The 13,633-nt window shown below is 70.6% G+C and carries 12 protein-coding genes and 5 tRNA genes; 13 read left to right on the top strand and 4 right to left on the bottom strand.

The window, feature by feature from the left end; translation table 11 throughout:
* Nucleotides 1-8 precede the first annotated feature (8 nt).
* Nucleotides 9-3,818 (bottom strand): sensor histidine kinase, encoded by a 3,810-nt coding sequence (locus tag AC07AW_RS00810; protein ID WP_478813392.1) that lies wholly within the window; start codon nucleotides 3,816-3,818, stop codon nucleotides 9-11.
* A gap of 568 nt (nucleotides 3,819-4,386) precedes the next feature.
* Between AC07AW_RS00810 and AC07AW_RS00805 the strand changes: the two genes are divergently transcribed.
* The 9 genes from AC07AW_RS00805 to AC07AW_RS00765 all read left to right on the top strand — a co-directional run bounded on the left by AC07AW_RS00805 (nucleotide 4,387) and on the right by AC07AW_RS00765 (nucleotide 8,368).
* Complete coding sequence (locus AC07AW_RS00805; RefSeq protein WP_478813391.1) at nucleotides 4,387-4,590, top strand: hypothetical protein; 204 nt, start codon at nucleotides 4,387-4,389, stop codon at nucleotides 4,588-4,590.
* A 127-nt stretch (nucleotides 4,591-4,717) separates the two neighbouring features.
* Entirely contained in the window at nucleotides 4,718-5,503 is a 786-nt protein-coding gene (locus tag AC07AW_RS00800) for a fumarylacetoacetate hydrolase family protein (RefSeq protein WP_478813390.1), read from the top strand.
* Nucleotides 5,496-6,971, top strand: a complete 1,476-nt coding sequence (gltX, locus tag AC07AW_RS00795) for a glutamate--tRNA ligase (protein ID WP_478813389.1) — start codon at nucleotides 5,496-5,498, stop codon at nucleotides 6,969-6,971. The genes AC07AW_RS00800 and gltX overlap by 8 nt, the downstream gene beginning before the upstream one ends.
* A 60-nt stretch (nucleotides 6,972-7,031) precedes the next feature.
* Nucleotides 7,032-7,754, top strand: a complete 723-nt coding sequence (locus tag AC07AW_RS00790) for an HAD family hydrolase (RefSeq protein WP_478813388.1) — start codon at nucleotides 7,032-7,034, stop codon at nucleotides 7,752-7,754.
* 95 nt (nucleotides 7,755-7,849) lie between these two features.
* Nucleotides 7,850-7,921: transfer RNA gene (locus AC07AW_RS00785), tRNA-Gln, on the top strand.
* 41 nt (nucleotides 7,922-7,962) lie between these two features.
* A tRNA-Glu gene (locus AC07AW_RS00780) sits at nucleotides 7,963-8,035 on the top strand.
* Between the two features lie 61 nt (nucleotides 8,036-8,096).
* Nucleotides 8,097-8,169 (top strand) — tRNA-Glu (locus AC07AW_RS00775).
* Between the two features lie 22 nt (nucleotides 8,170-8,191).
* Nucleotides 8,192-8,263, top strand: a tRNA-Gln gene (locus tag AC07AW_RS00770).
* 29 nt (nucleotides 8,264-8,292) lie between these two features.
* Nucleotides 8,293-8,368: transfer RNA gene (locus AC07AW_RS00765), tRNA-Glu, on the top strand.
* 133 nt (nucleotides 8,369-8,501) lie between these two features.
* Here the strand turns inward: AC07AW_RS00765 and ndgR are convergent.
* A complete protein-coding gene (gene ndgR, locus AC07AW_RS00760) occupies nucleotides 8,502-9,218 on the bottom strand; it encodes an IclR family transcriptional regulator NdgR (protein ID WP_005311436.1) in 717 nt (238 codons plus the stop codon).
* Nucleotides 9,219-9,358: 140 nt separating this feature from the next.
* On the opposite strand from ndgR, the gene leuC reads away from it, so the two are divergent.
* The 4 genes from leuC (at nucleotide 9,359) to AC07AW_RS00740 (ending at nucleotide 12,554) form a co-directional block, all read left to right on the top strand.
* The gene (gene leuC, locus AC07AW_RS00755; RefSeq protein WP_478813387.1) at nucleotides 9,359-10,783 is read left to right on the top strand and encodes a 3-isopropylmalate dehydratase large subunit; all 1,425 of its coding nucleotides are present in this window, start codon (nucleotides 9,359-9,361) and stop codon (nucleotides 10,781-10,783) included.
* A 6-nt stretch (nucleotides 10,784-10,789) separates the two neighbouring features.
* Nucleotides 10,790-11,383: a 3-isopropylmalate dehydratase small subunit gene (gene leuD / locus AC07AW_RS00750; protein ID WP_478813386.1), complete on the top strand. Its 594-nt coding sequence runs from the start codon at nucleotides 10,790-10,792 to the stop codon at nucleotides 11,381-11,383.
* A 104-nt stretch (nucleotides 11,384-11,487) separates the two neighbouring features.
* A complete protein-coding gene (locus AC07AW_RS00745; RefSeq protein WP_015036430.1) occupies nucleotides 11,488-11,715 on the top strand; it encodes an SCO5555 family protein in 228 nt (75 codons plus the stop codon).
* A 143-nt stretch (nucleotides 11,716-11,858) separates the two neighbouring features.
* Entirely contained in the window at nucleotides 11,859-12,554 is a 696-nt protein-coding gene (locus tag AC07AW_RS00740; RefSeq protein WP_478813385.1) for an HU family DNA-binding protein, read from the top strand.
* Between the two features lie 99 nt (nucleotides 12,555-12,653).
* Here AC07AW_RS00740 and AC07AW_RS00735 read toward each other — a convergent pair whose 3' ends face one another.
* Together AC07AW_RS00735 and cofC are read right to left on the bottom strand one after the other, a co-directional pair.
* Nucleotides 12,654-12,863, bottom strand: coding sequence for a hypothetical protein (locus AC07AW_RS00735; RefSeq protein ID WP_478813384.1), 210 nt, complete (start codon nucleotides 12,861-12,863; stop codon nucleotides 12,654-12,656).
* 10 nt (nucleotides 12,864-12,873) lie between these two features.
* Nucleotides 12,874-13,539, bottom strand: a complete 666-nt coding sequence (cofC, locus tag AC07AW_RS00730; protein WP_478813383.1) for a 2-phospho-L-lactate guanylyltransferase — start codon at nucleotides 13,537-13,539, stop codon at nucleotides 12,874-12,876.
* Between the last annotated feature and the right edge of the window lie 94 nt (nucleotides 13,540-13,633).

Below are 13,633 nucleotides of genomic sequence, written 5' to 3'. Positions count from 1 at the left end.
GCGTTCAACTAACGCTCCTGCTGATGGTTCGGACCGAGGTGGTGGCTACCCGTGGTCGAGTTGCCGGCCTGGCGGCCCTGCTGGATGCCGCGGCGCAGATTCGTGAGCCGGCCGCGGACGTCGTCGGGTGCACGCGAGACCTGGGGGCCGGCCGTGTGGGCCTGCTCCTGTGCGGTCCCGGGTACGAGGTTGGCCTTCGGCACACGGCGCGGAAGACCGGAGGTGGTGACGCCGCCGGCCGCGGGCTTGCGCACCCGCTCCGCCTGGCGCACCAGCTCGTCGTTGGGCGAGGTCCGCCAGGCGGCCCCGCCGTTCTGGCGGCCGTCGGTGGCCGGGTCACCGGCCGGACGGGCCGCCGGAGCGGATGGCTGCGACACGACCGGGGTCGGCATCGTCTGCGTCAGGTCCACCTGCTGGGCCTGCTGCTGGGCGTACCAGTTGCCTTCCAGCGGGTCGTTCAGCGGGGCACGACCCTCGCCCGGGCCTCCGGCCGGCGGCAGGGCCTCCGGACGGCGCGGCTGCTGGAGCTGCGGCTGCTGCTGCGGCTGCCGGACCGGCTCGGCCGGACGCGGGGCACTGAAGTCCTCGCCGGTCCGCTGACGCGGCGCCGGGGCCTGGGCCTGCTGCTGCGCCTGCGGTACGAAGGGCTGGCGGCCGAACTGCTGCTGCTGTCCGCCCTGGTACGCCTGGGGCTGCGGGGCCTGCGGCTGCTGGGGAGCCTGCTGCTGCGGGGCGCCGAAGTCCGGGCGCGGGAACTGACCGGTGGAGCCGGGGCCCTGCGGGGCACCGAAGTCGGGGCGCGGGAACTGCGCCGTCGACGCCGGGTCCTGCTGGTACCCCTGCGGGGCCTGCGGCTGCTGGGGAGCCTGCGGCTGCTGCGGGGCGCCGAAGTCCGGGCGCGGGAACTGGCCCGTGGAACCGGGACCCTGCGGAGCCGCCGGCCCGCCGAACAGGCCCGCCGACTCCGGCTCCTCGTGACCGCGCGGGGCGTCCAGCGGGGACATCTCCTGCTGCGGGCGCCGGACCGGCTGCTGCTGCGGGTCGTTGCCCCAGCTCGCGGCCTGCGGGCGCTGCGGCTGGGGGTTCCCGCCGGGAAGCTCGGCGCGCGGGAAGTCGTAACCACCCTGCTGGGCCTGGCCCTGCTGCTGCGGCTGCTGCGGCTGCTGCGCGGCGGGTCCGGACTGGTTGCCCCACACGTCCGTACGGGACGGGATGGCGCTCGCGGCGCCGCCGATGAGGCCGCCCCCGCCGGGGCCCGGACGCTGCGCGTCGGGCGACTGGGGAGCCTGCGGGGCCTGCGGCAGTCGGCCGGTCTGGTCCAGCTGCGCGTTCTGCGGCTGCGGGGTGCGGGACTGCGGCGCGCCCTGCGGGCCGCCGGCGAGCGGGGCACCGTCACGGGCGGGCAGCGCGGCCCGGGGACCGCTCGTACCGACCTGACCGCGCCCGGCGCCGGCACCGGCGCCGAGACGGCCGGCCGCCGAGGACGGGGCACCGCCCTGGCCCGGACGCCCGCCGGGGATGCCCGGAGCACCGGGACCGCCGGCCGCGCCGGGGCCGCCGGGGAGACGGCCGCCGGGGGCGGAGGCACCCTGCGGCATCGCACCCTGGCCGCCCGCGCCCGGCTTGGGCATGGGCTTCTTGCCGCCCTGGGCGACGTCGACGGGGAGCATGACGAGCGCGGTGGTGCCGCCCGAGTCGGACGGGCGCAGCTGGATCCGGATGCCGTGTCGCAGGGACAGGCGGCCGACCACGAACAGACCCATGCGGCGGGAGACGGAGACGTCCACGGTGGGCGGCGAGGCGAGCCGCTCGTTGATCGCGGCGAGGTCCTCGGGGGAGAGGCCGATGCCGGTGTCGTGGATCTCGACGAGCACGCGGCCGTCGGGCAGCGCGTGACCGGTGACCCGGACCTTCGTCTGCGGCGAGGAGAACGACGTGGCGTTCTCCAGCAGCTCGGCGAGGAGGTGCACGAGGTCGTTGACGACCCGGCCGGCGACCTCGGTCGCCGGGACCGCGGCCAGTTCGATGCGCTCGTACTGCTCCACCTCGGAGGCGGCGGCACGGAGGACGTCGACCAGCGGGACCGGACGGGTCCAGCGGCGGCCCGGCTCCTCGCCGGCGAGGACGAGGAGGTTCTCGCCGTTCCGGCGCATACGGGTCGCGAGGTGGTCGAGCTTGAACAGCGAGGAGAGCTGGTCCGGGTCGGCCTCGCGGGACTCCAGCTCGGAGATGAGCGAGAGCTGACGCTGGATGAGGCCCTGGGAACGGCGCGAGAGGTTGGTGAACATCGCGTTGACGTTGCCCCGGAGGAGGGCCTGCTCGGCGGCGAGGCGGACCGCCTCGCGGTGCACGTCGTCGAAGGCCGCGGCCACCTGGCCGATCTCGTCCCGGGAGTGCACACCGACGGACTCGACGGAGGTGTCGACGTCCTGCGGGTCGGACTCGGAGAGCTGCTTGACGAGCTCGGGCAGACGGTCCTGGGCGACCTTGGTCGCGGTGTCCTGGAGCCTGCGCAGCGAGCGGATCATGGACCGGGCCACGACGAAGGCGCCGATGAGCGAGACGCCGAGGACGAGGAGGATCAGCGCACCGTTGATGATGGCGTCGCGCTGCGACTCCTGCTTCAGCTCACGCGCCATGGTCTCCATGTCACCGAGCAGACCTCGCTCGATGCGGTTCATGGCGGAGATCTTGGTGCTGTACTCGTCGGTGAAGTTCAGGTAGCCACGGGGGGTGCCCATGGCGTTGTCCGAGCTCAGCACGCGCTCGGCGTACTTGGTGGCGGCGCTGATCGACGGGTCGCCGTTGTTCAGCGACTCGGTCCGCTCGTCGGCGTCACCGCCGGCCGACTCGTAGATCGACTGGAAGGACTTGAGCTCGACGCTCTCACTGTTCTGGGCGGCCTCGCCGTAGAGCCGGTCACCCTGCTGGAGCTTGCCGCGGGATCGGTCGTTCGGGGGAAGCGCGGCCGCGATGATCGCCTGCTGGATGGAGGCGTACTCCTTGGCGGACGAGAACGCGGCGAGCGCGCGGGTCCGCTTGATCATCTCGGGGTTGCTGGTCGCCTGCGCCATGTCCTGGGACAGGCTGAGCAGCGAGCGGATGAGGCGGCTGTACGCCTCGACCGTCACCGAGTGGGAGACGTCCTTCTCGTAGGCCCTGCCCCGGATCGAGTTGAGCTCGGCGAGCTGCGAGGCGATCTGGCTGACGTTCTGGCGGATGCTGAGCAGCGCCTCGTCGCCGTCGGCGACCGGGATGTCCTCGGTGGCTTCGAGGAAGGCCTTGTACTCGCGGTCCGTCCGGCGCCGCTTGTCGGAGACCTGGTAGTCGCTGACCGGGCGGCCGTTGGCCAGCGGGCCGGCGGACAGGTCGCGCTCGGACTGCAGGGCCTGCGCGAGGTCCGTCGCCTCTCGGGTCAGCTTGGTGAGCAGCTGCATGTGGTCGAGCTGCTCCATGTCCTGGAGCGAGTCGCTGATGCGGATGCCGCCCAGGGTGGTCGCGGCGACCACGGGGAGGGTGAGGAGTGCGACCAGACGCGTGGAGATGCGCCAGTTGCGCAGGGCTATTCGCGGGCCGACCTCGTTCTCGGCGCGGGCCTTGGCGGGCGCCGCGGCCGGCTCGGCGGACTTGGCCGCGGAGCTCGCGCGCCTGCCGCCGTCACCGCCCTCGCCGGACGGTCCCTGGCCCTGGTTCGGGGTGTGCGAGGCCGAGGGACCGCGGTCGGTCCCGGCACGCGGTTCCTGCTCCGCGGCAGCATCCGCTCGGCCCTGGCGGGCCTGGGGAGACCCCGAGCCATCCCTCTTGAAACGTCCCTGCACTAGCGTCGCAACCTCTGGACCAGGCGTCCTTCCGGGTGAACGGAGAGGACGGTGTCGGCGTCGATCGGGGCGCGTGGAGCGCCCCAGGTGGTCGTCGGTGACCGGCGCAGTTCCCCCTTCCCCGCCACTCGGCCGGCGCTGCGTTGCGCCCTCTGCGTGCCGGCTTGAAACCCGCGGCGGTGCGTGGAATTCCAGCACAGTGCCGGATCTGCAACAAGAGCCGCGTGTCGTGGCGGAAGGTCTATGACAAAGCGTGCACGTCACGTCACCCCATGTAGAAGATGATCACGGAGGATTCGGACTTTTCCGTTCCAATGGTCGGGCATCCCGGTGTGTCCCAGTCGCCATGATCAGGAGCGGAATAGCTCATTCAGTGGCGGAATGTCCCTTTCCGTGACGACCGGCGACCGCCCGTAATGCCCGGAATATGTAGCGGGGGGTGAGCAAACTCACACCCGAATCGATGTCTCAGCCATGCATTCGAAGGGAATCGCATGTTTAGCCTGACGCTTTACACCCCTTCGCGCCCGTACGGGCGCCCCTCCCGGAACAAGGTCTGATCACCGCGATGAAGACGACGACGCTCCGCAAGACGGCCAACCCCCGCCGTTCCACCCTCGTCCACCTCACGGACGCCGCAGACCTCGGCCGGGGCGCCCAGCCGGAGTACGCGGTGGAGCTGCCGGGCAACACGGCCAACCCGCGCCGCACGATCCTGATGCAGGCCCCGGCGCCGTACCAGCCCCAGCCGTACGCCACCGCGTCCCGCTGACCCGGGCGGGCCCCGCCCGCGTCTTCTCTGTCATCACCCCCGGTGATATCGCCGGGCGGCGGCCCCTCGCCGCGTTAGCCTGGAGCGTCAGACTCCAGCCAGTACCAAGTGAGGGGCGACAGCACTCGTGCGCATCGCCAGATTCTCCATCGACGGCAATGTGGCCTTCGGCGCCGTCGAGGGCGAGGGAACCGTCGAGTCCGGCGGCCTCGTCCTCGACATCATCAAAGGCATCCCGTACACCGACTTCGAACTCAGCGGCACCAAGGTCCCGCTGAGCAAGGTACGGCTCCTGCCGCCCGTGCTCCCCAACAAGATCGTGGCCATCGGCCGCAACTACGCGGAGCACGCCGCCGAACTCGGCAACGAGGTCCCCGACGTCCCCGTCGCCTTCTTCAAGCCCACCACCTCGGTGATCGGCCCCGGCGACGCCATCGAGTACCCCTCCTTCTCCAACGAGCTGCACCACGAGGCCGAACTGGCCGTGGTCATCGGCCGCATGTGCCGCGAGGTGCCCCGCGAGCGCGTGAAGGACGTCATCTTCGGCTACACCTGCGCCAATGACGTCACCGCCCGCGACGCCCAGCAGCGGGAGAAGCAGTGGGCCCGCGCCAAGGGCTTCGACACCTCCTGCCCCCTGGGCCCCTGGGTGGAGACCGACCTCGACCCGAGCGACCTGACCATCCAGGCCACGGTCAACGGCGAGCAGCGCCAGCTGGGTCGGACGAGCGACATGATCCGCTCCATCGAGGACCTGGTCGTCCACATCACCGAGGCCATGACGCTGCTCCCCGGCGACGTCATCCTCACCGGCACCCCCGCCGGGGTCGGCCCCCTCAACGTCGGCGACGAGGTCGCCGTCACCATCGAAGGCATCGGCACTCTCACCAATAAGGTGATCAAGCGTGGCTAACGCGAACATCCGCGTCCGTTTCTGTCCCTCGCCGACCGGCAACCCGCACGTGGGCCTGGTCCGCACCGCCCTCTTCAACTGGGCCTTCGCCCGGCACAACCAGGGCACCATGGTCTTCCGCATCGAGGACACCGACGCTGCGCGCGACTCCGAGGAGTCGTACAACCAGCTGCTCGACTCCCTCAAGTGGCTCGGCCTCGACTGGGACGAGGGCCCCGAGATCGGCGGCCCCCACGCGCCGTACCGCCAGTCGCAGCGGATGGACATCTACAAGGACGTCGCCGACAAGCTGCTCGCCGGCGGTTACGCGTACCACTGCTTCTGCACCGCGGTCGAGCTGGAGGCCCGCCGTGACGCGGCCCGCCTGGCCGGCAAGCCGTCCGGCTACGACGGCACCTGCCGCAACCTGAGCGCCGAGCGCATCGAGCGCTACCGCGCCGAGGGCCGCGAGTCGATCGTCCGCTTCAAGATGCCGGACGAGCCGATCACCTTCACCGACCTGGTCCGCGGCGAGCTCACCTTCACCCCGGACAACGTGCCGGACTACGGCATCCTCCGGGCCAACGGCGCCCCGCTCTACACCCTGGTCAACCCGGTCGACGACGCCCTGATGGAGATCACCCACGTCCTGCGCGGCGAGGACCTGCTCTCCTCCACCCCGCGCCAGATCGCGCTCTACAAGGCGCTGATCGAGCTCGGCGTCGCCAAGGAGATCCCCTCCTTCGGCCACCTGCCGTACGTGATGGGCGAGGGCAACAAGAAGCTCTCCAAGCGCGACCCGCAGGCCTCCCTCAACCTCTACCGGGAGCGCGGCTTCCTCCCCGAGGGCCTCCTGAACTACCTGTCGCTCCTCGGCTGGTCCTTCTCGGCCGACCAGGACCTCTTCACCATCCCCGAGATGGTGGAGAAGTTCGACATCGCCGACGTCAACGCCAACCCGGCGCGCTTCGACCTCAAGAAGGCCGAGTCGATCAACGCCGACCACATCCGCATGCTGGACGTGAAGGCCTTCGCCGCCGCCTGCGAGCCCTGGCTCCAGGCCCCGCACGCCCCCTGGGCGCCCGAGGACTTCGACCAGGCCGCCTGGGAGCGGATCGCTCCGCACGCCCAGACCCGCCTGACCGTCCTCTCGGACATCACGGCCAACGTGGACTTCCTCTTCCTGTCCGAGCCGGTCTTCGACCAGCCCTCGTGGGACAAGGCGATGAAGGGCGAGCCCGCGGCCCTGCTCACCACCGCCCGCGAGAAGCTCGTGGACGCGGACTGGAACGACCCGGAGTCCCTGAAGAACGCCGTCCTGGCCGCCGGCGAGGCCCACGGCCTCAAGCTCGGCAAGGCGCAGGCCCCGGTCCGCGTCGCCGTCACCGGCCGCACGGTCGGCCTGCCGCTCTTCGAGTCCCTGGAGATCCTGGGCAAGGAGAAGACCCTGGCCCGCATCGACGCGACCCTGGCGAAGCTCGCCGGCTGATCCGCGCCGTATCCACCGGTACCCCCGTCCCGCGCCAGGGACGGGGGTACCGTCGTCTCCATGACCATCCGCGCGGTGCTCTGGGACATCGACGACACGATCTTCGACTACGCGAGCGCGGACCGGGCCGGGATGCGGGCGCATCTCGCGGCCGAGGGGCTGCTCGGAGCGTACGGCTCCGTGGAGGAGGCCCTGCGGCGCTGGAAGGAGCTCACGGAGCTGCACTGGCGCCGGTACGAGGCCGAGGGCGGGGACTTCCGGGACCAGCGGCGAGGCCGCGTGCGGGACTTCCTCGGGCGGCCGGAGCTCACCGCCGCCGAGGCCGACGACTGGTTCGACCGGTACGTGGTCCATTACGAGGCCGCCTGGGAGCTGTTCCCCGACGCCGTGCCCGTGCTCGACCTGCTGGCCCGTGACTACCGTCACGGGATCCTGTCCAACTCCAGCATCCACAACCAGGACCACAAGCTCCGTGCGCTGGGCGTACGGGACCGCTTCGAGGCCGTGGTGTGCGCCGCCGAGCTCGGCGTGGCCAAGCCGGCCCCGGAGGCCTTCCACGCCGCCTGCACCGCCCTGGACCTGCGCCCCCACCAGGTGGCGTACGTCGGGGACCAGCCGGACATCGACGCCCGGGGCGCCGTGGAGGCGGGCCTCCGGGGGATCTGGCTGGACCGCGCGGGGACCGGCGGAAGACCCGAGCTGACCCGGATCACCGACCTCCGCCGGCTGCCCGAGGTGCTGCGTGCGGATACGCGTTTTGGAGCACCGTCCACCTTCGGGTAATGTTCTTTCTGCGCCGAGGGGAACGGGCCGAAAGGCCGGAAAGCCCCGGAAGCGCAAGCCGAGCAAGATCCCTTCTCGAAGTGATCACGTTCCGGTGGCCTATGGTGTAATTGGCAGCACGACTGATTCTGGTTCAGTTAGTCTTGGTTCGAGTCCAGGTAGGCCAGCTCGCAGAGCTCATCTGCAAACCGTGGATGGCATCCACAAAGCCCCCGTTGTGTAGCGGCCTAGCACGCCGCCCTCTCAAGGCGGTAGCGCCGGTTCGAATCCGGTCGGGGGTACAGATCCTTCCCGCAGGGTCACTTGGGTAGCTCCCGGTGAAACTGATGCAGGATCGCTAGGGCCCCCGTTGTGTAGCGGCCTAGCACGCCGCCCTCTCAAGGCGGTAGCGCCGGTTCGAATCCGGTCGGGGGTACGACGCTGGTCTAACCACGTATTGGTCTATGGTGTAATTGGCAGCACGACTGATTCTGGTTCAGTTAGTCTTGGTTCGAGTCCAGGTAGACCAGCTGGGATCTGCGGAAACGTACGATCCAAAGCCCCCGTTGTGTAGCGGCCTAGCACGCCGCCCTCTCAAGGCGGTAGCGCCGGTTCGAATCCGGTCGGGGGTACCAGACGAAGAAGCCCTTCCCTTCGGGGGAGGGCTTCTTCGCTGTTCGCGTTCACCGTGTGTGCGGGAACACAACTCCGGCCCACCGCTGCGGCGTTGGAGCGGTGGGCCGGGAACGTACAGGTGAAGAGAGACGATCAGCCGTTGCGGCGGAGCGCCTCGGAGAGACGGGCGGCGGCGTCGATGACCGCCTGGGCGTGCATACGGCCAGGGTGGCGCGTCAGACGCTCGATCGGGCCGGAGACCGACACGGCGGCCACCACGCGGTTCGAGGGGCCGCGTACGGGCGCGGAGACGGACGCGACGCCCGGCTCCCGCTCGCCGATCGACTGGGCCCAGCCACGGCGCCGTACGCCCGACAGGGCCGTCGCCGTGAAGCGGGCGCCCTGGAGGCCGCGGTGCAGCCGCTCGGGCTCCTCCCAGGCCATCAGGATCTGCGCGGACGAGCCGGCCTTCATGGTCAGCGTCGAGCCGACCGGGACCGTGTCCCGCAGGCCCGAGAGCCGCTCGGCCGCCGCCACGCAGATGCGCATGTCGCCCTGGCGCCGGTAGAGCTGGGCGCTCTCGCCGGTGACATCGCGCAGATGCGTCAGAACCGGGCCCGCGGTCGCGAGCAGGCGGTCCTCGCCGGCCGCGGCGGCGAGCTCCGCCAGGCGCGGTCCGAGGATGAACCGGCCCTGCATGTCACGCGCCACCATCCGGTGGTGTTCCAGTGCCACGGCGAGACGATGTGCCGTGGGTCGTGCGAGTCCCGTCGCCGCGACCAGTCCTGCGAGGGTGGCCGGACCGGACTCCAGGGCGCTCAGGACAAGGGCTGCCTTGTCGAGAACGCCTACGCCGCTAGAGTTGTCCATGCAACGATATTCGCGTCTCACTCTGTGAAACGCAAGTTCAATTTTTCTCGGAACCTGTGACCCTGGTGTTGCGGCCGCACAACGGCCCGCGAAACGGGTCTCTAGTTGTGCCGGCGTAGACGTCGGCCGGAGGGAAAGCGATGGGTAGGACACTCGCGGAGAAGGTCTGGGACGACCACGTCGTCCGGCGCGCCGAGGGCGAGCCCGACCTCCTCTTCATCGATCTGCACTTGCTGCACGAGGTGACCAGCCCCCAGGCCTTCGACGGCCTCCGGCAGAACGGCCGGCAGGTGCGGCGCCTCGACCTCACCATCGCCACCGAGGACCACAACACCCCGACCCTCGACATCGACAAGCCGATCGCCGACCCGGTCTCCCGCGCCCAGCTGGAGACCCTCCGCAAGAACTGTGCCGAGTTCGGTGTCCGGCTGCACCCGCTGGGCGACGTCGAGCAGGGCGTCGTCCACGTCGTGGGACCGCAGCTGGGCCTGACCCAGCCCGGCACCACCGTGGTCTGCGGCGACTCGCACACCTCCACGCACGGCGCCTTCGGCGCGCTGGCGTTCGGCATCGGCACCAGCCAGGTCGAGCACGTGCTCGCCACCCAGACGCTGCCGCTGGCCCGCCCGAAGACCATGGCCATCACGGTCGACGGCGAGCTGCCCGAGGACGTCACCGCCAAGGACCTGATCCTGGCGATCATCGCCAAGATCGGCACCGGCGGCGGCCAGGGCTACATCCTGGAGTACCGCGGCTCCGCCATCGAGAAGCTCTCGATGGAGGCCCGGATGACCATCTGCAACATGTCGATCGAGGCCGGCGCCCGCGCGGGCATGATCGCCCCCGACGAGACCACCTTCGCCTATCTGAAGGGCCGCGCCCACGCCCCCGAGGGCGAGGACTGGGACGCCGCCGTCGCGTACTGGAAGACCCTGAAGTCCGACGAGGACGCGGTCTTCGACGCCGAGGTCGTCATCGACGCCGCCGCGCTGGCCCCGTTCGTCACCTGGGGCACCAACCCCGGCCAGGGCGCGCCGCTTTCGGCGAACGTCCCCGACCCGGCTTCGTACGAAGACGCTTCGGAGCGCCTGGCCGCCGAAAAGGCCCTGGAGTACATGGGGTTGACCGCCGGGCAGCCGCTGCGCGACATCAAGGTCGACACCGTCTTCGTAGGCTCCTGCACCAACGGCCGCATCGAGGACCTGCGCAACGCGGCCGGCCTCCTGGAGGGCCGCAAGGTCGCCGACGGCGTCCGCATGCTGGTCGTCCCCGGCTCGGTCCGGGTCGCCCTGCAGGCCGTCGAAGAGGGCCTGGACAAGGTCTTCAAGGAGGCCGGCGCCGAATGGCGGCACGCGGGCTGCTCGATGTGTCTGGGCATGAACCCCGACCAACTGGCCCCCGGTGAGCGCTCCGCGTCCACCTCCAACCGCAACTTCGAGGGCCGGCAGGGCAAGGGCGGCCGGACGCACCTGGTCTCCCCCCAGGTCGCCGCCGCCACCGCCGTCCTGGGCCACCTGGCCTCCCCGGCCGATCTGTCCGACGTCGCCACCACCGCGGGGGTCTGAGGAACCATGGAAGCTTTCACCACGCACACCGGCCGGGCCGTCCCGCTGCGCCGCAGCAACGTCGACACCGACCAGATCATCCCGGCGCACTGGCTGAAGAAGGTCACCCGCGACGGCTTCGAGGACGGCCTCTTCGAGGCCTGGCGCAAGGACTCCGAGTTCGTCCTCAACCGTCCCGAGCGGCAGGGCGCCACGGTCCTGGTCGCCGGCCCCGACTTCGGCACCGGCTCCTCCCGTGAGCACGCCGTCTGGGCGCTCCAGAACTACGGCTTCCAGGCCGTCATCTCCTCCCGCTTCGCCGACATCTTCCGCGGCAACTCGCTGAAGAACGGCCTGCTGACCGTCGTCCTCCCGCAGGAGACGGTGGACGCCCTCTGGGAGCTGACCGAGGCCGACCCGACCGCCGAGATCACCGTCGACCTGGAGGCCCGCAAGGTCCTGGCCGCCGGGATCGACGCCGACTTCGAGCTCGACGAGAACGCCCGCTGGCGTCTGCTGAACGGTCTCGACGACATCAGCCTCACCCTTCAGAACGAAGCCGACATCGCGGCCTACGAGGCGGCTCGACCGGCCTTCAAGCCCCGTACAATTACGGCCTGAGCAGCGCTTTTCCACGACTGCGCCCCCCACCGCCCGGTGGGGGGCGCAGTCGCTTGTTGAGACCCTGTCGGGCGACAACTCGCCCTAGATGGCACAATCGGTGCATGGAACGCGACAGCCAACTCGAGCTCTACGAGGCAGTCGCCGCCCGATTGAAGGAAGCGCACACAAGGGTGCGCTCACTGCAAGTCCCGGAGGGCGTAAGGATGGCGCTGTCCCGGAAGCTGCTGGTCGTCACGGCAGCGGCGAAGCACGATCTCAAGGACGCGGCAACGCGTCTCGACCGGTTGATGAAGGACCTCGACGAGGGCCGATTCCCAGAGGACGACTGACACCAGGAACTCCGCAACGGGACTTCTGCGTTGCGGCACTAGGGTGATTAGACCGTTTCGTGTTTGATTTGCGGTATATACATGCCTAACGTGCGAAAAAGCTTGAACACTTTCGTTCTGGCAATGTCTCCGAAGGGGAAGACGTGAACAAGGCGCAGCTCGTAGAAGCGATTGCCGACAAGATGGGCGGTCGTCAGCAGGCCGCCGAAGCCGTCGACCACGTGCTCGACGCCATCGTGCGTGCCGTGGTCGCCGGCGACCGGGTCTCGGTCACGGGTTTCGGCTCGTTCGAGAAGGTCGACCGGCCGGCCCGCTACGCCCGCAACCCGCAGACGGGTGAGCGGGTCCGGGTCAAGAAGACCTCCGTCCCGCGCTTCCGTGCAGGTCAGGGCTTCAAGGACCTGGTCAGCGGCTCGAAGAAGCTCCCCAAGGGCGGCGAGGTCTCCGTCAAGAAGGCCCCCAAGGGCAGCCTCACCGGTGGCGCCGCCGCGGCGACCGTCAAGAAGGCCGCCGCCAAGAAGGCCACCACCGCCAAGAGGGCCGCTGCGAAGAAGGCGGCCCCGGCGAAGAAGGCCACCACCGCGGCTGCCAAGAAGGTGACGCCGGCGAAGAAGACCACCGCGGCCGCCAAGAAGGCGACCCCCGCGAAGAAGGCCACCACGGCCGCGGCGAAGAAGACCACCGCCGCCGCGAAGAAGGCGACCACGGCCGCCGCCGCGAAGAAGACGGTCGCCAAGAAGACCGCTCCGGCCAAGAAGGCCACGGCGAAGAAGGCGCCGGCCAAGAAGACGACGGCGCGCAAGACCACCGCCGCCAAGAAGACCGCCGCCAAGAAGTAGGACGCGCGGTACCGACCCGCCGGGCCGGGCTTCCCCTCTTCGGGGAGCCCGGCCCGCGGCGCTTCCCTGGACGCCCCGCGTCTCGGGACGCCTCGCTGCTCAGAAGGTCTGCAGCGTCACCAGCGTGATCCGGAGCTCCGCGCCCGAGGTGCCGGGCTCGGCCTCGATCCGCACCCGCTGCCCCGGCCGCAGCAGTCGCAGCCCGCCCGCCTCGAAGGCCTCCGCCCCGAACTCCACGGGGGTGCCGTCGTCGAGCAGCACACTGCCGCTGTGGGTGTCGGGGTCGTACGTGAACGCGGTCGCCTGCATGGACCGCAGCCTATCCGGCCGCCGTCAGCCACCGGGCGGCCGTCCGCGGACCGAGCCCGAGCGCCAGGGCCGCCGCCAGATCCTCCCCGGTGTCCACGTCCCGGCGTACGGAATCCACCCCCGCGAGCCGGATTTCCACCGCGCCCGAAGACAAATGCCGCAGCCTCGATGCGCCCCCGAATGCCGGTTCCAATTCCACCCCCGGAGCCGCCGAGAGGAATGTCGTACCTATTTCGGCGGCATCCGCGAGAAATGCCCTCGGAAAATTACCGGCCGCGTCCAGGACCCGGGCCAGCTCCGCGGGCCGCAGCGCGGGAAGGTCCGCGTTGAGCGCCGCCACGCGCGCGTGCGGCCGCCCGGCCCGCACCGCACGGGCCCCGTGCGCGAGCGCCGCGTTGAGTCCGGCGGCGGGGGAGTCCGGCACGATCCGCGCACCCAGGGCCGAGAGCGCGGCACCGGCCACCGGATCGTCCGTGACGACCGCCACATCGCGTACATGCGCGCAGTCCAGCACCGCCCCCACGGTGTCCTCGGCGAACGCCAGCGCGAGCCGGGGGCGCAGCCGCGCTCCCGCCGCCGCGGCGAGTCTGCTCTTCGCCAGGGCAAGGGGCTTCAGGGGTACGACCAGGGACCAGCCGTCGTCGGCGTCGGTGTGCGTCGGGGGCAGCGGCTTCATCGTGGCCCATTCTGTCCCGCCCACGCGGGCCACCGGAGGGGCCGGGGCGTACGGTGTCACTCGACAGACCAGGAGCATGGGGCGACACTTGACC

This window comes from Streptomyces sp. NPDC044003 (genome assembly GCF_056435185.1).
The sequence above is the reverse complement of the archived record's forward strand: the minus strand, read 5'-3'. Positions and strand labels throughout refer to the sequence as shown.

Excerpts from the sequence above, each read along its gene's own strand:
- AC07AW_RS00805 (WP_478813391.1), top strand. The coding sequence starts at position 4,387 with ATGAAGACGACGACGCTCCGCAAGACGGCCAACCCCCGCCGTTCCACC.
- AC07AW_RS00790 (WP_478813388.1), top strand. The coding sequence starts at position 7,032 with ATGACCATCCGCGCGGTGCTCTGGGACATCGACGACACGATCTTCGAC.
- ndgR (WP_005311436.1), bottom strand. The coding sequence starts at position 9,218 with ATGGACAACTCTAGCGGCGTAGGCGTTCTCGACAAGGCAGCCCTTGTC.
- leuC (WP_478813387.1), top strand. The coding sequence starts at position 9,359 with ATGGGTAGGACACTCGCGGAGAAGGTCTGGGACGACCACGTCGTCCGG.
- leuD (WP_478813386.1), top strand. The coding sequence starts at position 10,790 with ATGGAAGCTTTCACCACGCACACCGGCCGGGCCGTCCCGCTGCGCCGC.
- AC07AW_RS00745 (WP_015036430.1), top strand. The coding sequence starts at position 11,488 with ATGGAACGCGACAGCCAACTCGAGCTCTACGAGGCAGTCGCCGCCCGA.
- AC07AW_RS00735 (WP_478813384.1), bottom strand. The coding sequence starts at position 12,863 with ATGCAGGCGACCGCGTTCACGTACGACCCCGACACCCACAGCGGCAGT.
- cofC (WP_478813383.1), bottom strand. The coding sequence starts at position 13,539 with ATGAAGCCGCTGCCCCCGACGCACACCGACGCCGACGACGGCTGGTCC.